The organism is Streptomyces sp. NPDC104106, assembly GCF_055584345.1.
Genome location: NZ_JBVJMF010000001.1, coordinates 107,177 through 127,477 on the forward strand (window position 1 = coordinate 107,177; position 20,301 = coordinate 127,477).

The 20,301-nt window shown below is 71.7% G+C and carries 23 protein-coding genes; 9 read left to right on the forward strand and 14 right to left on the reverse strand.

Translation table 11 applies throughout. The annotated features are described in order from the left end of the window. The first annotated feature begins 37 nt into the window (after positions 1-37). From ACZ60X_RS00530 to ACZ60X_RS00550, 5 genes are all read left to right on the forward strand, one after another. On the forward strand, positions 38-1,408 hold the full coding sequence (locus tag ACZ60X_RS00530; protein WP_469591797.1) for an ABC transporter substrate-binding protein: 1,371 nt from the start codon (positions 38-40) through the stop codon (positions 1,406-1,408). Next, positions 1,405-2,343, forward strand: a complete 939-nt coding sequence (locus ACZ60X_RS00535; RefSeq protein ID WP_469591799.1) for a carbohydrate ABC transporter permease — start codon at positions 1,405-1,407, stop codon at positions 2,341-2,343. Before ACZ60X_RS00530 ends, ACZ60X_RS00535 begins: the two co-directional genes overlap by 4 nt. Further along, positions 2,340-3,167, forward strand: a complete 828-nt coding sequence (locus ACZ60X_RS00540) for a carbohydrate ABC transporter permease (RefSeq protein ID WP_469591801.1) — start codon at positions 2,340-2,342, stop codon at positions 3,165-3,167. The genes ACZ60X_RS00535 and ACZ60X_RS00540 overlap by 4 nt, the downstream gene beginning before the upstream one ends. Further along, on the forward strand, positions 3,164-4,153 hold the full coding sequence (locus tag ACZ60X_RS00545) for a zinc-dependent alcohol dehydrogenase family protein (RefSeq protein ID WP_469591803.1): 990 nt from the start codon (positions 3,164-3,166) through the stop codon (positions 4,151-4,153). Before ACZ60X_RS00540 ends, ACZ60X_RS00545 begins: the two co-directional genes overlap by 4 nt. Before the next feature lie 101 nt (positions 4,154-4,254). Beyond that, positions 4,255-5,463: a TerD family protein gene (locus ACZ60X_RS00550; RefSeq protein WP_469591805.1), complete on the forward strand. Its 1,209-nt coding sequence runs from the start codon at positions 4,255-4,257 to the stop codon at positions 5,461-5,463. Between the two features lie 49 nt (positions 5,464-5,512). On the opposite strand, the gene ACZ60X_RS00555 is transcribed toward ACZ60X_RS00550, so the two are convergent. The 3 genes from ACZ60X_RS00555 to ACZ60X_RS00565 are packed head-to-tail and all read right to left on the reverse strand — an operon-like array spanning position 5,513 to position 8,328. Continuing rightward, on the reverse strand, positions 5,513-6,079 hold the full coding sequence (locus tag ACZ60X_RS00555) for a TetR/AcrR family transcriptional regulator (RefSeq protein ID WP_469591807.1): 567 nt from the start codon (positions 6,077-6,079) through the stop codon (positions 5,513-5,515). 4 nt (positions 6,080-6,083) lie between these two features. Further along, positions 6,084-6,998, reverse strand: a complete 915-nt coding sequence (locus ACZ60X_RS00560; protein ID WP_469591809.1) for an alkaline phosphatase PhoX — start codon at positions 6,996-6,998, stop codon at positions 6,084-6,086. Continuing rightward, positions 6,901-8,328, reverse strand: a complete 1,428-nt coding sequence (locus ACZ60X_RS00565; RefSeq protein ID WP_469591811.1) for a hypothetical protein — start codon at positions 8,326-8,328, stop codon at positions 6,901-6,903. Before ACZ60X_RS00565 ends, ACZ60X_RS00560 begins: the two co-directional genes overlap by 98 nt. 278 nt (positions 8,329-8,606) lie before the next feature. Here ACZ60X_RS00565 and ACZ60X_RS00570 point away from each other — a divergent pair, with 278 nt between their 5' ends. Further along, the gene (locus ACZ60X_RS00570; RefSeq protein ID WP_469591813.1) at positions 8,607-10,469 is read left to right on the forward strand and encodes an endonuclease/exonuclease/phosphatase family protein; all 1,863 of its coding nucleotides are present in this window, start codon (positions 8,607-8,609) and stop codon (positions 10,467-10,469) included. Positions 10,470-10,480: 11 nt separating this feature from the next. Here ACZ60X_RS00570 and ACZ60X_RS00575 read toward each other — a convergent pair whose 3' ends face one another. The 4 genes from ACZ60X_RS00575 to ACZ60X_RS00590 form a co-directional block, all read right to left on the reverse strand. Next, positions 10,481-11,218: an SRPBCC family protein gene (locus ACZ60X_RS00575; RefSeq protein ID WP_469591816.1), complete on the reverse strand. Its 738-nt coding sequence runs from the start codon at positions 11,216-11,218 to the stop codon at positions 10,481-10,483. A 14-nt stretch (positions 11,219-11,232) separates the two neighbouring features. After that, complete coding sequence (locus ACZ60X_RS00580; RefSeq protein ID WP_469591817.1) at positions 11,233-11,871, reverse strand: ArsR/SmtB family transcription factor; 639 nt, start codon at positions 11,869-11,871, stop codon at positions 11,233-11,235. 80 nt (positions 11,872-11,951) lie between these two features. Next, positions 11,952-12,638, reverse strand: a complete 687-nt coding sequence (locus tag ACZ60X_RS00585) for a hypothetical protein (protein ID WP_469591819.1) — start codon at positions 12,636-12,638, stop codon at positions 11,952-11,954. Next, a complete protein-coding gene (locus ACZ60X_RS00590; RefSeq protein WP_469591821.1) occupies positions 12,635-12,805 on the reverse strand; it encodes a hypothetical protein in 171 nt (56 codons plus the stop codon). The genes ACZ60X_RS00585 and ACZ60X_RS00590 overlap by 4 nt, the downstream gene beginning before the upstream one ends. A gap of 157 nt (positions 12,806-12,962) precedes the next feature. Here ACZ60X_RS00590 and dapA point away from each other — a divergent pair, with 157 nt between their 5' ends. Next, positions 12,963-13,871, forward strand: a complete 909-nt coding sequence (gene dapA / locus ACZ60X_RS00595) for a 4-hydroxy-tetrahydrodipicolinate synthase (RefSeq protein ID WP_469591823.1) — start codon at positions 12,963-12,965, stop codon at positions 13,869-13,871. Positions 13,872-13,961: 90 nt separating this feature from the next. Further along, positions 13,962-14,465, forward strand: a complete 504-nt coding sequence (locus ACZ60X_RS00600) for an HAD domain-containing protein (protein WP_469591824.1) — start codon at positions 13,962-13,964, stop codon at positions 14,463-14,465. A 72-nt stretch (positions 14,466-14,537) separates the two neighbouring features. Here ACZ60X_RS00600 and dapD read toward each other — a convergent pair whose 3' ends face one another. The 3 genes from dapD to ACZ60X_RS00615 form a co-directional block, all read right to left on the reverse strand. After that, positions 14,538-15,524, reverse strand: a complete 987-nt coding sequence (gene dapD, locus ACZ60X_RS00605; RefSeq protein ID WP_469591826.1) for a 2,3,4,5-tetrahydropyridine-2,6-dicarboxylate N-succinyltransferase — start codon at positions 15,522-15,524, stop codon at positions 14,538-14,540. A 73-nt stretch (positions 15,525-15,597) separates the two neighbouring features. After that, positions 15,598-16,158 (reverse strand): TetR/AcrR family transcriptional regulator, encoded by a 561-nt coding sequence (locus ACZ60X_RS00610; protein WP_469591828.1) that lies wholly within the window; start codon positions 16,156-16,158, stop codon positions 15,598-15,600. Then, positions 16,158-16,481, reverse strand: a complete 324-nt coding sequence (locus tag ACZ60X_RS00615; RefSeq protein ID WP_469591830.1) for a DMT family transporter — start codon at positions 16,479-16,481, stop codon at positions 16,158-16,160. The genes ACZ60X_RS00610 and ACZ60X_RS00615 overlap by 1 nt, the downstream gene beginning before the upstream one ends. Positions 16,482-16,595: 114 nt before the next feature. Here ACZ60X_RS00615 and ACZ60X_RS00620 point away from each other — a divergent pair, with 114 nt between their 5' ends. Further along, positions 16,596-17,405: an AbfB domain-containing protein gene (locus tag ACZ60X_RS00620; protein ID WP_469591833.1), complete on the forward strand. Its 810-nt coding sequence runs from the start codon at positions 16,596-16,598 to the stop codon at positions 17,403-17,405. Between the two features lie 57 nt (positions 17,406-17,462). Here the strand turns inward: ACZ60X_RS00620 and ACZ60X_RS00625 are convergent, their stop codons facing one another. The 4 genes from ACZ60X_RS00625 to sufC are packed head-to-tail and all read right to left on the reverse strand — an operon-like array spanning position 17,463 to position 20,295. Then, positions 17,463-17,795 carry a metal-sulfur cluster assembly factor gene (locus ACZ60X_RS00625; protein WP_062142589.1) on the reverse strand — a complete coding sequence of 111 codons (333 nt, stop codon included), beginning with the start codon at positions 17,793-17,795 and terminating at the stop codon, positions 17,463-17,465. Then, positions 17,792-18,259 (reverse strand): Fe-S cluster assembly sulfur transfer protein SufU, encoded by a 468-nt coding sequence (sufU, locus tag ACZ60X_RS00630; RefSeq protein ID WP_469591835.1) that lies wholly within the window; start codon positions 18,257-18,259, stop codon positions 17,792-17,794. The genes ACZ60X_RS00625 and sufU overlap by 4 nt, the downstream gene beginning before the upstream one ends. 18 nt (positions 18,260-18,277) lie before the next feature. After that, positions 18,278-19,534 carry a cysteine desulfurase gene (locus ACZ60X_RS00635; RefSeq protein WP_469591837.1) on the reverse strand — a complete coding sequence of 419 codons (1,257 nt, stop codon included), beginning with the start codon at positions 19,532-19,534 and terminating at the stop codon, positions 18,278-18,280. Continuing rightward, complete coding sequence (gene sufC / locus ACZ60X_RS00640; RefSeq protein ID WP_469591839.1) at positions 19,531-20,295, reverse strand: Fe-S cluster assembly ATPase SufC; 765 nt, start codon at positions 20,293-20,295, stop codon at positions 19,531-19,533. The genes ACZ60X_RS00635 and sufC overlap by 4 nt, the downstream gene beginning before the upstream one ends. Positions 20,296-20,301 lie beyond the last annotated feature (6 nt).

Here is a 20,301-nt window from a genome sequence, read left to right on the forward strand (position 1 = left end):
AGCACCCTTTATGTCCCTATATCTCCAGGAGCGATCCATGCGCACCCCGAGCCGACGGAGGCCGCGAGCCACGCTCGCCCTGGCCGCCGCGGGAACGCTGCTCGCCCCGCTGCTCTCCGGCTGCTGGGCCGGCGCGGGCGGGGCCGGTTCCGGCGGCGACTCCATCAACGTCCTGATGGTCAACAACCCGCAGATGACCGAGCTGCAGAAGCTGACCGCCGCGCACTTCACCAAGGAGACCGGCATCAAGGTCAACTTCACGGTCCTGCCCGAGAACGACGTCCGCGACAAGATCAGCCAGGACTTCGCCAACCAGGCCGGGCAGTACGACGTGGCGACCCTGTCCAACTACGAGATACCGATCTACGCCCGCAACGGCTGGCTGCACGAGATGAACGCGTACGTCGCGAAGGACCCGTCGTACGACGAGAACGACGTGCTCGCCCCCATGCGCCAGTCCCTCACCGGCGACGACGGCAAGCTCTACGGGCAGCCCTTCTACGGCGAGTCCTCGTTCCTGATGTACCGCAAGGACGTGTTCGCGGCGAAGGGCATCACCATGCCCGCCCACCCCACCTGGCAGCAGGTCGCCGACCTCGCCGCGCAGGCGGACGGCGCGCGGCCCGGGATGAAGGGCGTCTGCCTGCGCGGGCTGCCCGGCTGGGGCGAGCTGATGGCGCCGCTGACGACGGTCGTGAACACCTTCGGCGGCACCTGGTTCGACAGGAAGTGGAAGGCGCACCTGGACTCCCCCGAGTTCGAGAAGGCGACGAAGTTCTATGTCGACCTCGTCCGCGCGCACGGCGAGTCCGGTGCCGCGCAGTCCGGCTTCGCCGAGTGCCTGAACGACATGACCCAGGGCAAGGTCGCCATGTGGTACGACGCCACGAGCGCCGCCGGGCTGCTGGAGGCGAGCGGCTCACCGGTCAGGGGCAAGCTCGGCTACGCCCCGGCCCCCGTCGAGAGGACCCCGTCCTCCGGCTGGCTCTACACCTGGGCCTGGGGCATCCAGAAGGCCTCCCGCAACCCCGACAAGGCCTGGAAGTTCGTCTCCTGGGCCTCCGGCAAGGGCTATGAGCGGCTGGTCGGCGAGACCAGCGGCTGGCCGAACGTGCCCGCGGGCAAGCGGGCCTCGACGTACGAGAACGCCGACTACCGCAGGTCGGCCGCCTCGTTCCAGGAGATGACCCGCGAGGCCATCGAGAGCGCCCGCCCGAACGACCCCGGCGTGCAGCCGCGGCCCGCGCCCGGCATCCAGTTCGTCGGCATCCCCGAGTTCACCGACCTCGGCACCAAGGTCTCCCAGGAGATCAGCGCGGCCATCGCCGGACGCCAGTCCGTCGGCTCGGCCCTGAAGAAGTCGCAGGCGCTCGCCGAGAAGATCTCCAAGGAGTACGAGGGACGATGACAGCGACGACCGCGGCCCCGCTGACGGCCGCCCACCCGAGGACAGCGAAGCAGCCCCCGGCCCGGCTGCGCGCCTGGGCCACCCGCGCCCCACTGCTGCCGGCCCTCGTCTTCATGATCGCGGTCACCCAGCTGCCGTTCGTGGCCACGCTGGTGATCTCCTTCTTCGACTGGAACGCCCTCTACCCCAAGGCCCGCCGCTTCACCGGTCTCGACAACTACCGCCAGGTGCTCACCGACGCCGACCTGCGCCACTCGGTGTGGACGACCGTGCTGCTCACCGTCGCCGTGGTACTGGCCAGCCTGGTCCTGGGACTGGCGCTCGCGCTGCTGCTGGACCGCAGGTTCCGCGGCCGGGGCATCGTGCGCACCCTGCTCATCGCGCCCTTCCTGGTGGTGCCGGTCGCCGCGGCCCTGCTCTGGAAGCATGTGCTCTACAACCCTGAATACGGCCTGTTGAACGGGTTGTTGCACTATGTGGGCGGCCCACAGCCGGACTGGATCTCCAACACCCCGCTCCTCGCGGTCGAGGCCTCCCTGGTGTGGCAGTGGACGCCGTTCATGATGCTGATCCTGCTCGCCGGGCTGCAGAGCCGGGACCAGCAGCAGATCGAGGCCGCGCGGGTCGACGGCGCGAACGACTGGCAGGTCTTCCGCCACCTCACCCTCCCCCACCTGCGCCGCTACCTCGAACTGGGCGCGCTGCTCGGCTCGATCTACATCGTGCAGAACTTCGACGCCGTCTTCACGATCACCTCGGGCGGGCTCGGCACGGCGAACCTGCCGTACACCGTCTACCAGAGCTTCTACCAGGCCCACGAGAACGGCCTCGCCTCGGCCGCCGGCGTCCTGGTCGTCATCGGCTCGATCGTCATCGCCACCTTCGCGCTGCGCGTGGTGTCGTCCCTGTTCCGCGAGGAGGTGTCCCGCGCATGACCGCCGTACTGCGCCGGCACGGACCGGGCCTCGTGGCCTGGCTGGCCGGGATCGTGTTCTTCCTGCCGATCGCCTGGATGGCGCTCACCTCCTTCCACTCGGAGACGGACGCGGCCACCAACCCGCCGTCCTTCACGGCGCCGTTGACGCTCGGCGGCTACCGCGAGTTCTTCGGCAGCGGCGGCGGGGCGAGCCCGTGGCCCGCGCTGATCAACTCCACGGTGGCGTCGGTGGCCTCCACCGTCTGCGTCCTCCTGCTGGCCCTCCCGGCGGCGTACGCGCTGTCGATCCGGCCGGTTCGGAAGTGGACGGACGTGCTGTTCTTCTTCCTGTCCACCAAGATGCTGCCCGCCGTGGCCGGCCTGCTGCCGATCTACCTGTTCGCCAAGAACACCGGGATGCTCGACAACATCTGGCTCCTGGTCATCCTCTACACCTCCATGAACCTGCCGATCGCGGTGTGGATGATGCAGTCCTTCCTCGCCGAGGTGCCGGTCGCCGTCATCGAGGCCGCGCGCGTCGACGGCGCGCGGCTGCCGGTGATCCTCGCGCGCGTGGTCGCCCCGATCGCCCTTCCCGGCATCGCCGCGACCGCCCTGATCTGCTTCATCTTCAGCTGGAACGAGCTGCTGTTCGCCCGGGTCCTGACGGGCGTGGTCGCCGAGACCGCCCCCGTCTTCCTGACCGGCTTCATCACCAGCCAGGGCCTGTTCCTGGCCAAGGTGTGCGCCGCGTCGCTCGTCATCTCCCTGCCGGTGCTCGCCGCGGGGTTCGCCGCCCAGGACAAGCTGGTCCAGGGCCTGTCGCTTGGAGCCGTGAAATGAAGGCCGCCGTCATCGAGTCCGTGGGCCGCGCCGTCGTCACCGAGGTGCCGGACCCGACACCGGGTCCGCGCGAGGTCGTCGTCGAAGTGGCCGCGTGCGGCCTGTGCGGCACCGATCTGCACATCCTCCAGGGCGAGTTCGCGCCGAAGCTGCCGATCGTCCCCGGGCACGAGTTCGCCGGCGTGGTGGTCGGCGTCGGCGGCCAGGTCACCGAGGTCGCGGTCGGCGACCGGGTGGCCGTGGACCCCTCGCTGTACTGCCACGAGTGCCGGTACTGCCGCAGTGGCCACAACAACCTGTGCGAGCGCTGGGCCGCGATCGGCGTCACCACGGCGGGCGGGGCGGCGCGGTACGCGCTCGCCCCCGTGGCCAACTGCGTGAAGCTGCCCGAGCACGTCCGCACCGAGGACGCGGCCCTGGTGGAGCCGCTGTCCTGCGCGGTGCGCGGCTACGACATCCTCAACAGCCGCCTCGGCGCCCATGTCCTGATCTACGGCTCCGGGACCATGGGGCTGATGATGCTGGAGCTGGCCAAGCGCACGGGCGCGGCGAGCGTGGACGTGGTGGACGTGAACCCGGCCCGGCTGGAGACGGCCCGCCGGCTCGGTGTGTCGGCGGCGGCGGGCAGCGCGGACGAGCTGGAGCGGCCGCAGGGCTGGGACGTGGTCGTGGACGCGACCGGCAACGCGGCGGCGATCCAGGACGGCCTGGACCGGGTGGCGAAGGCGGGCACGTTCCTGCAGTTCGGGGTGGCCGACTACGCGACCCGGGTGACGATCGACCCGTACCGGATCTACAACCAGGAGATCACGATCACCGGTTCCATGGCGGTGCTGCACAGCTTCGAGCGGGCGGCGGAGCTGTTCGCGAACGGGGTGCTGGACCCGCAGGTCTTCATCAGCGACCGGATCCCGCTGGAGCGCTACCCGCAGGCACTGGAGCAGTTCGCGGCGGGCGTGGGCCGCAAGATCGTGGTGGTGCCCTGAGCCGGCTCGGGGTCCGGCTCGGGGTCGGGGACCCTGACACGAACGGGGGTTGGGTAAGGGAACGGTAAAGCGGTGTCGTTCGTTCATCCGGCATGACAGCGATGACCCCTGGCTCGAACATCCCTCTGCCGGCCGCCCGCGTCACGGTGGACGTGGCCGCGCCCGTGCGGCTCGACGTGTCGGGCCTGCTGCTCACGGGCGACGGCAAGGTGCGCTCGGACGACGACTTCATCTTCTACAACCAGCCGACGGGCCCGGGCGTGACCTACACGTCCGGCGAAGGCGCGGCCCCCGACGCGGTGACGGTCGACACCCCCGCCGTCCCGCCGGACATCGAGAAGATCGTGGTCACCGCCAGCCCGGACGCGGCGGGCCAGACCTTCCAGGGCGTCGAGCCGACGGCCACGATCCGGGACGCCGGCACCGGCGCGGTGCTGGCCACGTTCACCCCGCCCCGGCTCGGCGCGGAGACGGCCCTGGTCGTCGTGGAGATCTACCGCAGGGGCGGCGCCTGGAAGGCCCGTGCGGTGGGCCAGGGGTACGCCGAGGGCCTGGCCGGCATCGCGACGGACTTCGGGGTGACGGTGGAGGAACCGGCCGCGGCACCGCCGGCCCCGCCGCGGCCCACGGCTCCGCCCGCCCCGCCGGTGTCCACCCCGCCGGTGTCCACCCCGGCGGCTCCCCCGGTGCCCCCGGCACCGCCCGCGCCGCCGGCCCCGGTGCCGGGCGCCGGGAAGGTGAACCTGGACAAGGGCCGGGTCAGCCTCCAGAAGAACCAGACGGTGTCCCTGGTCAAGGCCGGCCGCCCGCTGCTGTCCCAGGTCAGGATGGGCCTCGGCTGGGAGCCGGCGTTCCGCGGCGCCGACATCGACCTGGACGCCTCGGTCATCGCCTACGGCCCGCGGCGCAACCACATCGACAGCTGCTACTTCGGCAAGCTGACGATCCTGGGCGGCGCGGTCAAGCACTCGGGGGACAACCTCACCGGTGAGGGCGCGGGCGACGACGAGGTGATCGTGGTCGACCTCGGCCGCCTCCCCCAGGAGGTCACCGGCCTGGTCTTCACGGTGAACTCCTTCTCCGGGCAGAAGTTCACGGACGTCGCCAAGGCGTACTGCCGCCTGGTGGACGCGGCCACGGACGAGGAGCTGGTCCGCTTCGACCTCACTCACGCCGAGCCCCGGACGGGCGTCATGATGGCCAAGCTCATCCGCCAGTTCTCCGGCGAGTGGGACATGACGGCGATGGGCGACTTCGTGGAGGCGCGGACGGTGCGCAACATGGTGGAACCGGCGGCGAGGGCTCTGTAGGCCGCCGGCCACGGGTGCGTGGGTGCCGGTCGTGCGGCGCCAGCGGCACCTACGCCCGCAGCCCCTCCGTCACCAACGCCAGATAGCGCCGGATCTGCGTGCCCTTCCCGTCCGCCAGCTCCGACGCCGTGGCCACCCCGTGCGCCAGCCGCAGCAGCTCGATGGGCTCCAGGTCGGCGCGCAGGAACCCCTCCTCCCGCGCGGCCTCGATCAGCGGGCCCGCCGCCCCGCGCACGGCCGTCCCGCACGCCGTCAGCGCCGCCGTGCCGCCGTCCGTGACCGCCGAGCCCAGCAGCGCCTTCATTCCGCGCACCTGGATCGTGCCGACGCACAGCTCGTACAGCCACTCCATCAGCGCCTCGCCCGGCGGCAGTTCGGCCGCCAGTTCGCCGGCCCGCGCGCCGAGTGCCTCGATGCGGTCGACGTACGCCGCCTCCAGCAGCGCCCGCCGCGTGGGGAAGTGCCGGTACAGCGTGCCGGAGCCGACGCCCGCCCGCTTGGCGATGTCGTCGAGCGACGCGTTCTCCCCATGCTCGGCGAAGGCCTCCGCCGCCACCTTCAGCAACCGCTCGTAGTTGCGCCGAGCGTCCGCGCGCATGGGCCTGACCTGCGTCATCCAGTTACTCCTCGCCCACCGGGGACTCTTCGCGCATATTACCGACGCACGACCGGCACCGGGCACGAGCGCTGTTTCGAAGCAGAGACGAGGACAGCGGATCGTGCCGGTCCTCCTCGGTGCCGCCCGCCGCGGTAGCGGCTGATGGCGCGCTCGGGCTCCTCGTGCCCCAACAGGCAACGTTCGCCCCGTCGCGACGCCCGGCACGCTCCCCCGCTGCGCGGGAGGCGCCCCCACTCGCCGCACCGGCCGAAAGCCCACGTACGCCCAGTACGAGGACTTCCGGCCGGCACGCCGACAGCACGCACCGGACGCCGCTCCGTGACGGGCAAACGTCGCCTGCCGGGGCACTAGAACCAGACCTGGCCGTCGTGCCGGCCCGGGCTCTCCGCACGGGCGTAGGAGGAGGCGACGCCGGCTCCGCCGGCGCCCCACCCCATGCCGGCGTCGCTCTGGGCCCGGCGGGGTGCGCAGCTTGCCGCGGCCGTGCCGGAAGACCTCGGCCGGGGTCCGGCGGTAGAGCAGACCGGTGGGGCCGCAGGCGTCCTCGGCGAGGCGTCGCTCTGGGCCCGGCGGGGTGCGCAGCTTGCCGGAAGACCTCGGCCGGGGTCTGGCGGTAGAGCAGACCGGTGGGGCCGCAGGCGTCCTCGGCGAGGTCCGGATGGCCGCGCCCCGGCTCGACCGGGACGGCCTCGTGGGCGTAGCGGCCGAGCGCATTGACCGGCTTCGGGTCGCGGGCCGCCCGTCGTCGACCCGGCGCCCACGCTTGCGGCGCTCGCCGGTTCGCCTCGCGCACGGCCCGCCAGGCTCTCCCCCGACGCTCAACTCCCCTGCTGCGAGCGCGCCTTGAATGCCGCCTTGCGCGCCGCCTTGGCCACCTTCTTGTCCGGGTGCAGCCGTCCCATCGCCTCCAGCACATCGGCGGTGGCCGGATGCTCCACCCGCCACGCCGCCGCGAAGAACCCGCTGTGCTGCGCGGCCAGCCCCTCGACCAGGGCCTGCAGCTCCTCGGAGTTGCCCTCGGCCGCGAGCTGCGCGGCGACCGTGTCGATGGTCAGCCAGAACACCAGCTCCTCGGACGGCGCCGGCACCCCGGCAGCACCCTGTTCGGTCAGCCACACCCGGGCGAGGCCGCCCAGCTCGGGGTCGTCCAGCACCTCGCGCAGCGCCGGCTCGGCCTCCGCGCCGATCAGCGACAGCGCCTGCTGGCAGCGCAGCCGGCGCAGCGGCGCGCCCGCGTCGCCGCCGCGCGCAGCGGCAAGCAACTCCCGTGCGGCGCCCAGCGGTTCGCGGCGCGCCAGCCACTGCTCGGTCTCGGCCTGGGCGGCCGACGGGCCGAAGCCGGCGGTGCCGTCGAGCAGGACGTCCGCGCCCTTGTCGGCGAGTTCGCCGACGGCCGGCGCCTCGAACCCGGCGTCCAGCAGCCGCGCCCGCAGCCCGTACGCGCCGAGCGGGGTGAGCTGGACCATGCCGTAGCGGGAGACGTCGGTGTCGTCCACCGGGCCGCCGGGCTCCTCGTCGGCGTCCGCCATCAGCGCCTCGTCCACCGGCTGGTACTCGACCAGCCCGACCGGCTCCAGCACCCGGAACTGGTCGTCCAGCCGCATCATCGCGTCGGAGACCTGCTCCAGGACGTCGTTGGTGGGCTCGCCCATGTCGTCGGGGACGAGCATCGAGGCGGCGAGGGCGGGCAGCGGGACCGGGCCGTCGCCGGGGCCGCCCTCACTCACGGTCAGCAGATAGAGGTTCCCGAGGACGCCGTCGAGGAACTCGGCCTCGGCCTCGGGGTCCCAGTCGAGTGACGAGAAATCGACCTCGCCGCCCTCGTCCAGCGCGTCGACCAGGTCGTCCAGGTCGGGTACGGCGGCGTCGGCGAGGACGGTCTCCAGGGCGGCGAGCCACACGGTGAGCACGTCCCGCGGGGTGCCGCCGGTGAGCAGCCGGAGCTCCTCCCCCGCCCGGACCGTGCCGTCCTCCTCGTCCGCGATCTCGACCAGTCCGGCGTCCACCGCGACCCGCCAGGCCTCGGCGGCGTACGCGGCGGCGTCGTCCCCGGTCAGTCCGAGCAGCTCGACGGCGGCCGGAAGCTGCTCCTCCACGAGACCGCCGCCCGCGTCCACGAGGGTGTCGGGGCCGGCCCAGCGGGCGAGGCGGGCGGCACGGGAGAGCAAAGGCGTGGACAGCGCGGCGCGCGCCAGCTCCGCTTCGGGACGCAGCCGTACGGGCGGCAGGGGGGAGCGGTCTGACATCGGCTGGTTCTCCTCGGACCGTGAACGGGCTCAGCCGCTCAGCCTAGACGGATTTCCACCCATGCCGCCCGGTTCATCTCTCCGCCGGCTTCGGTACATGGCCGAAACCTTGACAACTCCCTTACCCAGGTAAGAGATTGACGCGCGTAGAAGTCGGGGGGACGCCTGTTCGCCCGGCGCTGCGGGTGTCACGGAGGGCCACCAGCGCCCCACGGTCCCGATCCGCCTCCGTGCCGCACCTCGTCCCGGCGTTTCGTCACGTCCCCGGAGGGAACCCCTTGCCGAGCAGGTCTTCCGCGCGCCTCGGCGCGCTCACGGCCGCCGCCGTCTGTTCCGCCGCGGCCGTCCAGACGGTCGTCCTCCCCGCCCCCGCCCACGCCGACTCGGTGCGCATCCACGACATCCAGGGCACGACCCGGATCTCGCCGCTGGCCGGCCAGAAGGCGGCGGACCTGCCCGGCATCGTCACGGCCACGCGCACCTACGGTTCCTCCAGAGGCTTCTGGATGCAGGACCCGAACCCGGACGACGACCCGCGCACCAGCGAGGGCGTCTTCGTCTTCACCGGCTCCACGCCGAAGGTCGCCGTCGGCGACTCGGTGACGGTGACCGGCACGGTCTCCGAGTATGTCCCGGGCGGCGCCTCGTCCGGCAACCAGTCCCTGACGGAAATCTCGTCCGGCAACCAGTCCCTGACGGAAATCACCAAGGCGACGGTCACCACCGTCTCCACCGGCAACCCCGTACCGGCGCCGGTCGTGATCGACGCGAAGTCGGTCCCGAGCGCGTACGCCCCGGCCGGCGACACCGCCGCGAACGGCTCGGTCAACGGCCTGCCCCTGCGTCCGTCGACGTACGCCCTGGACTTCTACGAGTCCCTGGAGGGCATGAACGTCCAGGTCAGGGACGCCCGCTTGGTCACCGCGACCGATCCGTACAGCGAGCTGTGGGTCACGGTGAAGCCGTACGAGCACCGCAACCGCCGCGGCGGCACGGTCTACGGCTCCTACGACTCCCAGAACACCGGCCGGCTCCAGATACAGTCGCTGGGCGCGACCGCCGACTTCCCCCGGGCGAACGTCGGCGACACGCTCACCGGCACCACCACCGGCCCGCTGGACTTCAACCAGTACGGCGGTTACACGCTGGTCGCGAGCCACCTGGGCACGCCGGCGAGCGGCGGGCTCCAGCGCGAGACCACGCGCAGGCAGTCGGGCCGCGAGCTGGCGGTGGCGACGTACAACGTCGAGAACCTCGACCCGTCGGACACCACCTTCGACGCGCACGCCGCCGCGATCGTGCACAACCTGCGGTCGCCGGACATCGTGTCCCTGGAGGAGATCCAGGACGACAACGGCGCCAAGGACGACGGCACGGTCGACGCGAGCGTGACCGTGGACAAGCTGATCGACGCGATCGTCGCGGCGGGCGGCCCGAAGTACGACTGGCGCTCGGTCAACCCGGTCAACGACCAGGACGGCGGCGAGCCGGGCGGCAACATCCGCCAGGTGTTCCTGTTCAACCCCGAGCGGGTGTCCTTCGTGGACCGCGCGGGCGGCGACTCCACCACCGCGGTCGGCGTCGCCGAGGTGCACGGCAAGGCCGGGCTGACGGCCTCGCCGGGCCGGATCGATCCGGCGAGCGCGGCCTGGACGGCCAGCCGCAAGCCGCTGGCCGGCCAGTTCACCTTCCACGGCAAGACCGTCTTCGTGATCGCCAACCACCTGGCCTCCAAGGGCGGCGACCAGGGCCTGACCTCGCAGTACCAGCCGCCGACGCGCAGCTCGGAGATCCAGCGCCACGCGCAGGCGGCCGAGGTGAACGCGTTCGTCAGGTGCATCCTGAAGGTCCAGAAGAACGCGAACGTCATCGCGCTTGGCGACATGGACGATTTCGAGTTCTCGGAGACGGCGAGGATCCTGCAGGGTGACGGCGAGCTGTGGTCGGCGATCGAGTCGCTGCCGAGGAGCGAGCGTTACACCTACGACTACCAGGGCAACGAGCAGGTCCTGGACCAGATCCTGATCAGCCCGCGGATCCGGCGCGACGGCGACTTCGCGTACGACAGCGTGCACATCAACTCGGAGTTCAACGACCAGATCAGCGACCACGACCCGCAGGTGCTGCGCTTGCGCCCGTGACCGACGGCCGCTCAGGACCGGCCGAACACGCCGTCCAGCCAGCCCTGCCAGGCGGTCTCGGTGGCCTCGGCATCGGCGTCCGGCGCGAAGTCGTGGACGCTGATGCCGAGCGGCGCGCCCCAGTGGCCGCGTCCGAAGAAGCGGATGAGGGCGTCGTCGGTGCGCAGTCCGATGAAGTACGGGTTGCGGTAGTCGAGTACGGCGTCCAGGGTCCGCCCGCCCGGCCCCCGGGCGCCGACCTTCGTCCCGGCGGCCGCGTCGTCCGGCAGGCCCAGGGCCTGGGCGACGGCGGCGAGCGCGCGCGGGGTCGCCGAGACCGCCGGGCCGTCCAGCTGGGCGAAGGTGACCGGGCGGCGCGCGAAGTGCGTCAGGTACTCGCACAGGGTGTGCAGATAGAAGTTGGTGTGCTTGCTCGCACCGTCGTACTGGTTGTTCCAGTCATCGGTGAAGATGCCGCTGTGCACGTAGCGCACCCAGGCACGGCGGCCCTCGTCGCGGGGCTCGATGGTGTAGTCGAGCTGGTTGGCGGACTGGACGGGGAAGCCGACGTCCTCGCTGCGGTTGGTGTAGCGGTGCGGCGGGTCCCAGGCGGTGACCGTCGACCCGAAGGGCCCGGAGCCGCCGACGCGGGGCTCCGGCGGATCCATGGGCCACAGGTAGGCGCCCGACGCGTTGACGACCGCGTCCCACACCTCCTCCGGCGGGACGTCGACCTCGAACTCGCGGACGATCTCGAATTCCTTGGACATGGCGGGGCTCCTGCTCACTGATCCGGTTCGGGCGCGGGCCGGGCCGTGACGGCGGGAGCCTCGGCCGGGGGTTGCTTGACGGCGGGGTGGAGGGCGACGACGATCCGGTGGTCCCGGCCGCCCTCGGCGCCGGGCGCGTCGTACTTGCGGACGAGGGCGCTCACACCCGCCGTCAGCTCCTGCACGAAGGCCGCGCGGTCGGCGGCGGAGGCGAAACGGACCTGCCCGTCCAGGGCGTAGGTCGCCAGCTGCTTCCTGGCCCGGGCCGCGTCGGTGATGAGCACGCCGAGGTCGCGCACCAGGCGGGCGCCGAGGGCGAGCAGCCAGCGCGCCGAGAGCTGGTCCCGGAAGCGCTCCGGGTCCGGCTGCACGGCGGGCAGGGCGGCCGGCGAGATGACGTACGACGCGGCGGTCGCGCGCATCAGCCGCTCGGTGACATTGCCCTTGCGGCGCTCTCCGGCCAGCTCCACCAAGCCGTGCCGCTCCAGCGTCTTGAGGTGGTAGTTCACCTTCTGCCGGGGCAGTCCCACCTTGCCGGCCAGCATGGCGGCCGACGCGGGCCCGGCGGCCAGCTCGGCGAGCAGCCGCGCCCGCACGGGGTCCAGCGACACGGCCGCCGCCTCGGGGTCCTCGATCACGGTCACGTCCAGCATGCGCCCACCCTCGCACCGAAAACTTTTTTCGTCCAGGTGAACCAAGTTTTCGGTCCGGGGGCGGGACCGGCAGCCGGCGGCTAGCCCTTCTCCCCTCGCTCGCCGAGGCGGGCGAGCTGACTCTGGAACCAGTCGAGACGGGCCTGCAACAGGGCTGCCTCCGCGACGAGTTCGGGCACGCCCAGCTCCGCGCCGGACGCCGGGGCTGCGGCCGGGAGCGCCGTACCGGCACCGCCCCGGGCCACGACCTCCAGCCCCTCCCCGGCCAGCCGGGCGAACCCGGCGAGCGGGACGGAGGTACGGCCGCGCACACAGCCGGCGCAGACGGGGGCGAGGGCGTGCCAGCCGGGGCGGCCCCAGCCGGCGTCGGCCAGCGCGACGGCGGTCGCCCCGCAGGCGCACGGCCCGGCCGTGGCGGTGCGCACCCGCTGGCGGGCGTAGCGGAATCCGCGCTCGAAGCGGATGTAGGCGCCGAGCACGGCGACCTCCAGCAGGAGGGCCGTACGGTGTTCGGCCGGGCACAGCATGGCCTCGGCGGCGGCGCGGTCATGGACGCAGTGGAAGCCGCAGTCGCACAGCCGGGCGGGCGGGCGGTGCCGTCGGCCGTAGACGCAGGAGGCGTCGTCGAGCACGCCGTACGGCAGCGCGCCGCCGAGCGACACTCCGGTGAACCCGGCCCGGGTGCCGTCCTGGGACAGCACCGGGTGGGCGATCTTGTATCCGGTCGGCGGCTCCGTCGGGCGTTCCGCCGGGAGCCGCAGTCTCATCGGGCGGCCGGGACCTCTTCGCGGGCCGGCTCGGCCGGTTCGACGTGGACGGTGGCAGTGTCCGTGGTGGTGCCCTCGGGAGGCGGCGCCTCTTCCTCACGGACGAGCGGCCGCTCCTCGGCGACCCCCGCGGCCAGTGCCTTGCCGAGCTTCATGGTGCCTCCCATGACGGACGTCACTATGACCCTCTGGCCATAGTGACCCATGAGGGGCCGAGTTGGACACCGTGCCGTCGGCTGCGGACCAAACGTCTCAGAATTATTTAGCTGTACCTCGTAGAAGAATTAAGTGGTGCTTCACTGTGGGGCTGCCGAGACTACTCCCATGACGAGCACACCCGACACCGCCCGGCCCCGGCCCTTCGGACGCACCCTCTGCGCGATGGTCACGCCGTTCACCGAGTCCGGCGCCCTGGATCTCGACGGCGCCCGGAGCCTGGCCGCGCGGCTGGTGGCCGCGGGCTGCGACGGCCTGGTGCTCAGCGGCACCACGGGCGAGTCGCCCACCACCACGGACGCCGAGAAGGCGCGGCTGATCGCGGCCGTCCGGGACGCGGTCGGCGACGGGGTCTTTCTGGTTGCGGGCGTGGGCAGCGCCGACACCCGGCACACCGTCGAGCTGGCGCTCGCGGCCGAGAAGGCGGGCGCCGACGGGGTGCTGGTGGTGACGCCGTACTACAGCCGGCCTCCGCAGGAGGCGGTCGAGGCGCACTTCCGCCAGGTCGCCGACGCGAGCGGCCTGCCCGTGATGCTCTACGACATCCCGGGCCGCACCGGCACCCGGATCGAGCCGGACACCATGATCCGGCTGGCCGGGCATCCGCGGATCGTGGCGGTCAAGGACTGCTCCTACGACTTCCTCGGCACCCAGAAGGTGCTCGCCCGCACGGAGTTGGCGTACTACGCGGGGTGCGACGAGCATGTACTGGCGCTGTACGCGGTCGGCGCCGCGGGCTGTGTGAGCACGGTCGGCAACGTCGTCCCGGCCCAGGTCGCAGCGATCCTCGACGCCTTCGACGCCGGTGACACCGCCCTCGCCCGCCGACTCCAGCTGCGGGCCACGCCGTTGATCGACGCGATGATGGGCGCGGGCCTGCCGGGCACGGTCACCGCCAAGGCCCTCCTCGCCCGGCTCGGCCTGCCCGCCGGCCCCGTGCGCGCGCCACTGCTGCCCGCCGGCCGGGAGGCGGCCGACGGACTGCTGGCACGGTACGAGGAATTGGTGGCCGCCTGACCGGCGGCGCGAGAAGCCGAGCGCGGCGTGTGCCGCCGGGGCGCCGGAATCCCGCAGGAGCGTCCGCCACCGCTGCCGTACCGTGTCCCCGTGAGCCGACCCCTGCTGTTCCTGGACGTCGACGGCCCGCTCAATCCGTACGCGGCCCAGGCGGAACGACGGCCCGAGGGGTACACGACGATCCGGGTGCCCTTCGGCTCCCGCACCCTGCGCGTCTGGCTGAACCCGGACCACGGCCCGGCGTTGCTGGCCCTCGGTTACGACCTGTGCTGGGCGACGACGTGGATGGCGCAGGCGGGCAGCCGGATCGCGCCGGTGATCGGCCTTCCCACCGACCTGCCGTACGTCGACTTCGGCACCGGCCTGTTCGCCGTCCGGCCCGACGCAGTCCACTGGAAGACGGAGGCGATCGTGGCGTACGCCGACGGCCGCCCCTTCGCGTGGGTGGACGACGAGCAGAGCCCGGCGGACACGCGGTACGTCAGGGACCGTCACCCCGGCCCCGCCCTGCTCCACCCCGTCGACCCGAGGATCGGCCTGCGGGCGGACGACTTCGCCGCGCTGCGGCGGTTCGCGGCGGCTCTGCCCGCGTGACCGGGTGGGGCACGGGAGACAGCGGCGCCCCTCACCGCCTGGTGAGGGGCGCTTGCCGACCTGCCGTGCGGATCAGTTGTGGCTGTGCAGGATGTCGTTCAGGCCGCCCCAGACCGCGTTGTTCGGGCGGGCCTCGACCACACCGGTGACCGAGTTGCGGCGGAAGAGGATGTTGGACGCGCCGTTCAGCTCGCGGGCCTTGACGATCTGCCCGTCGGGCATGGTGACGCGGGTGCCCGCGGTGACGTAGAGACCGGCCTCGACCACGCACTCGTCGCCCAGCGCGATGCCCACGCCAGCCTCGGCGCCGATGAGGCAGCGCTCGCCGATGGAGATGCGCACGTTGCCGCCGCCGGACAGGGTGCCCATGGTGGAGGCGCCGCCGCCGATGTCCGAGCCGTCGCCGACCACGACACCGGCCGAGATGCGGCCCTCGACCATCGAGGTGCCCAGCGTGCCGGCGTTGAAGTTCACGAAGCCCTCGTGCATGACCGTGGTGCCCTCGGCCAGGTGCGCGCCGAGGCGGACCCGGTCGGCGTCGGCGATGCGCACGCCCTTCGGGGCCACGTAGTCGGTCATGCGCGGGAACTTGTCGATCGAGGTGACCTGGAGGTGCAGGCCCTCGGCGCGGGCGTTGAGCCGCACCTTCTCGATGTCGTTCACGGCGACCGGGCCGAGCGAGGTCCAGGCGACGTTGGCGAGGTGGCCGAAGATGCCGTCCAGGCTCTGGCCGTGCGGCTTGACCAGGCGGTGCGAGAGCAGGTGCAGGCGGAGGTAGACGTCGTGCGCGTCGATCGGCTTCTCGTCCAGCGAGGAGATGACCGTGCGGACCGCGACCACCTCGACACCCCGGCGGGCGTCCGGGCCGGTCGCCGCGGTCGCGCCGCCGCCCAGCAGCTCGGCCGCCCGCTCGGCGGTCAGCCGCTCGGTGCCGGCCGGGCCCGGCTGCTCGACCAGCTCGGGAGCCGGGAACCAGGTGTCGAGAACAGTGCCGTCGGAGGCGATCGTGGCAAGGCCGGCGGCGACGGCGCCGGTGGTACGGGAAGCAGTGTCGGTCATGTACCAAAACCTAACGTGAGCGGCCTGGTGGAGGCGAACCGGTGCCGGGCCGTCTCACGTGCCGGGCGCGGCTTCAGGGGATCAGACGGCAGAGCGCGGCGCGCGCGTACTCCTCGTCGTACGAACCGCCCGTCAGCAGCACCTGCAAGCAGATGCCGTCCATGAGCGCGAGCAGCGCCCGGGCCGTGACCGGGTCGGTGCGCCGGGCCAGCAGCGCGGCGCCCTCCTCGGTCCACTCGGCGGCGACGGGACGCAGCGCGGGCCGGCGCAGCGCGGCGAGGTACAGCTCGTACTCCAGCTCCACGCCGGTGCGCTCGCCGCCCAGCCAGTCGCCGAGCACGGCGGCCAGTTCCGCCGCGAGAGCGCCCGCGCCGTCCCCCGCGCCGTCCTCGCCGTCCGCGGTCTCGCGCAGCCGCTCGGCGAGCATCCGGCCGAAGCCCTCGTTCGCCTGCCGCAGCGCGGCCACCATCAGTTCTTCGAGGGTGGCGAAGTGGTACGTCGTGGAGCCGAGTGGCACGTCCGCCTCGGCGGCGACGGAGCGGTGGCTCAGCCCGGCGATGCCGTCCCGGCCGACCACGCGGATCGCGGCGTCGATGATGCGCTGGCGCCGCTCGGGGTCGTAGCGCCGGGGCATCAGTGGCTCGCCCCGCCGAGGTTGAGCACGACGACACCGCCGATGATCAGCAGGATCCCGGCGAGCTTGGCGGCGCTCAGCCCCTCCCCGAAGAGCAGCAGCCCGAGCACGGCGATGGTGGCGGTGCCGGCCCCGGACCAGATCGCGTACGCGGTGCCGATCTGCACGGTCTTCAGCGTCTGGGCGAGCAGCGCGAAGGAGACGACGTACCCCAGGGTCGTGACCAGCGAGGGCCCCAGGCGGGTGAAGCCCGCGCTGTACTTCATCGCCGTCGTCGCGGCGACCTCGGCGGCGATGGCGCCGGCGAGCAAGAGATATCCCATGCGTACGAGCGTACACAACGTTGTGTACGCTCGTACACACAGAAGGGAACGAGAAAGTTTCACTTTCACAGAAACCGCTCACTGAACACTCCGCGGCCACTAATGTGCGGGGCCATGTCCGACCACACCCCCCGCTCCTGGGAGACCGGCTGGAGTGCCGACGCCTCCCGCGCCCCCGGCACCCGAAGACTCTGGCTGGCCGGCGCGCTGGCGCTCACGGTCGTCACCGCCTGCGTCACCGCGCTCGCCGTGACCGACAGGGCCCCGCGCGCCGAGGCCACCTCGCGCGCGACCGCCGACCCGACGGCGAACGGCCCCGGCCTGCTCTCCTTCGCCTCTCCCTCCGGGAGTACGACCGCTTCCCCCAAGGGCAGGAGCGCCCTGGCCCCGGTCACCGCGCAGGAGGCCGCTTCCCCTTCGGGCGCGCCGAAGCCCGCACCCGCCACGTCACCCGCAGGGCAGGGAAGTCCGCCGAAGCGGAAGCAGCCGGAGCCCGCGCCGCGGGAGTCGGGAACCTCCGTCCGTTCCGTCAACTACCCGGACCGCTACTGGCACATCAGCGGTGACGTCGTCCGGCTCGACCCCGTCACCTCCCCCGCCGATCGCGGCGCCGGCACCTTCACCGTGGTCAACGGCCTCGCCGGCAGCGGCTGTTACTCCTTCGCCACGGCCGACGGCGGCTACCTGCGCCACCGGAACTTCCTCCTGCGCGCCGAACCCGACGACGGCACGAGCCTGTTCCGCCAGGACGCCACCTTCTGCCCCCGGCCCTCCCCCTACCCCGGCGCGACCATGCTGGAGTCGGTCAACTACCCCGGCCGCTTCCTGCGCCACCAGAACTTCCGGCTGAAGCTGGACCCGTACCAGAACACCGACCGGTACCAGGCGGACTCGGCGTTCGAGCTGGTGGCCGGGGTGGGCTGAGGCCACGCGAAAGCGGCGGCACCCGCAGGAGTGCCGCCGCTTTCGCACGCGGTGAGGTCAGACGTTGAACCCGAGCGCCCTCAGCTGCTCGCGGCCGTCGTCCGTGATCTTGTCGGGGCCCCACGGGGGCATCCAGACCCAGTTGATGCGCAGTTCGCTCACGAGGCCGTCCGTGGCGGACTTGGCCTGGTCCTCGATGACGTCGGTCAGCGGGCAGGCAGCCGAGGTCAGGGTCATGTCGACGGTCGCCACATTGGAGTCGTCGATGTGGATGCCGTAGATCAGGCCGAGGTTGACGACGTCGATGCCCAGCTCGGGGTCGACCACGTCCATCAGGGCCTCGCGGAGTTCCTCCTCCGAGGCCGGCTTCATCTCGACGGTGTCGCTCATGCGGTCTTCCTTTCGGCTTCGGCGCCACCCAGCGCCTGGGCCGTCGCGTCCTTCCACGCCATCCAGCTCAGGAGGGCGCACTTGACCCGCGCGGGGTACTTGGAGACGCCGGCGAACGCGACGGCGTCCTCCAGCACCTCCTCCATGGCGTCGTCCGGCTCGATCTTTCCCTTGGACTGCATCAGCTCCAGGAAGGTCTCCTGGATCTTCTGCGCCTCGGCCAGCTCCTTGCCGACGAGGAGATCGTTGAGGACGGAGGCGCTCGCCTGGCTGATGGAGCAGCCCTGGCCCTCGTAACTGACGTCCTTGATCGTCATGCCGTCGTACTTCACGCGAAGGGTGATCTCGTCGCCGCACGTCGGGTTCACGTGGTGCACCTCGGCGTCGCCATCCCTCAGACCACGCCCGTGCGGGTTCTTGTAGTGGTCCAGGATGACTTCCTGGTACATCGAATCCAGCTTCACGGTCTCAGCTCACGCCTCTCAGCCGAAGAAGTTCCGTACGTGCTCCAAGCCGTCGACCAGCGCGTCGATCTCGGCCGGCGTGGAGTACAGATAGAACGACGCTCGCGTGGTCGCAGGAATTCCGTAGCGCAGGCAGACGGGGCGCGCGCAGTGGTGGCCGACGCGGACCGCGATGCCCTGCTCGTCGAGGACCTGGCCCACGTCGTGCGGGTGGATGTCGCCGAGCGTGAAGGAGATCGCCGCACCCCGGTCCTCGGCCGTGGTCGGGCCGATGATCCTCAGGTCCGGGACCTGCGCCAGGCGCTGGACCGCGTACTCGGTCAGCGCGTGCTCGTGGGCGAGGATCTTCTCCATGCCGATCGAGTTCAGGTAGTCGATCGCGGCGCCGAGGCCGACCGCCTGGGCGATCGGGGGCGTGCCCGCCTCGAACTTGTGCGGGGCGGGAGCGTACGTCGAGGAGTGCATCGAGACGGTCTCGATCATCTCGCCGCCGCCGAGGAACGGCGGAAGGTCCTCCAGCAGCTCCTGCCGGCCCCAGAGCACGCCGATTCCCGTCGGACCGCACATCTTGTGGCCGGTGAAGGCGACGAAGTCGGCCTGGAGGGCCTGCACGTCCAGCGGCATGTGGGGGGCCGCCTGGGAGGCGTCGATGCAGACCAGGGCGCCGACCTCCTGGGCGCGGCGCACGATGGCCTCGACCGGGTTGACCGTGCCCAGGATGTTCGACACCAGCACGAAGGAGACGATCTTCGTCTTCTCGGTGATGACCTCGTCGATGTTGGACAGGTCCAGCCGGCCGTCCTCGGTCAGGCCGAACCACTTCAGCTTCGCGCCCGTGCGCTGCGCGAGCAGCTGCCACGGCACGATGTTGGAGTGGTGCTCCATCTCCGTGATGACGATCTCGGTCTCGTGGTCCACGCGGTAGGGCTCGTCGGCCCAGCCCAGCATGTTCGCCACGAGGTTCAGCGACTCGGAGGCGTTCTTGGTGAAGACCACCTCGTCGCGGCTGGGGGCGTTGACGAACTCGGCGACCTTGTCGCGCGCGCCCTCGTACAGCGCCGTGGCCTCCTCGGCGAGCACATGCACACCGCGGTGGACGTTGGCGTTGTAGCGCTCGTAGTACTCGCTCAGGGCGTCCAGCACCTGGCGCGGCTTCTGCGAGGTCGCCGCGTTGTCCAGGTACACGAGCTTCCTGCCGTCGTGGACGACTCGGTCCAGCACGGGGAAGTCCTTGCGGATCGCCTCGGTGTCGAGGAGGCCCGGCAGCTGTGTCACGCGGATGCGCCACCCTTCACGTATGCCTCGTAGCCCTCGTTCTCCAGCTTGTCCGCCAGCTCGGGGCCGCCGGACTCGACGATGCGGCCGCCGGCGAACACGTGGACGTGGTCGGGCTTGATGTAGCGCAGGATGCGCGTGTAGTGCGTGATCAGCAGGGTGCCGACCTCGCCGGTCTCGCGGACGCGGTTGACGCCCTCGGAGACGATGCGAAGGGCGTCGACGTCGAGGCCGGAGTCGGTCTCGTCGAGGATCGCGACCTTCGGCTTGAGCAGTTCCAGCTGCAGGATCTCGTGGCGCTTCTTCTCACCGCCGGAGAAGCCCTCGTTGACGTTGCGCTCGGCGAAGGAGGGGTCCATGTGGAGGCGCTCCATGGTCTCCTTGACCTCCTTCACCCAGGTGCGCAGCTTGGGGGCCTCGCCGCGGATGGCGGTGGCGGAGGTGCGCAGGAAGTTGGAGACCGAGACGCCGGGGACCTCGACCGGGTACTGCATGGCGAGGAACAGGCCCGCGCGGGCGCGCTCGTCGACGGACATCTGAAGGACGTCCTCGCCGTCGAGCAGCACGGTGCCGCCGGTGATCGTGTACTTCGGGTGACCCGCGAGGGAGTAGGCGAGGGTCGACTTGCCGGAGCCGTTGGGGCCCATGATGGCGTGCGTCTCGCCCTGCTTCACGGTGAGGTCGACGCCCTTGAGGATCTCCTTCGTGGCGTTGTCGGCCTCGACGGTGACGTGCAGGTCTCGGATTTCAAGCGTTGCCATGGATTG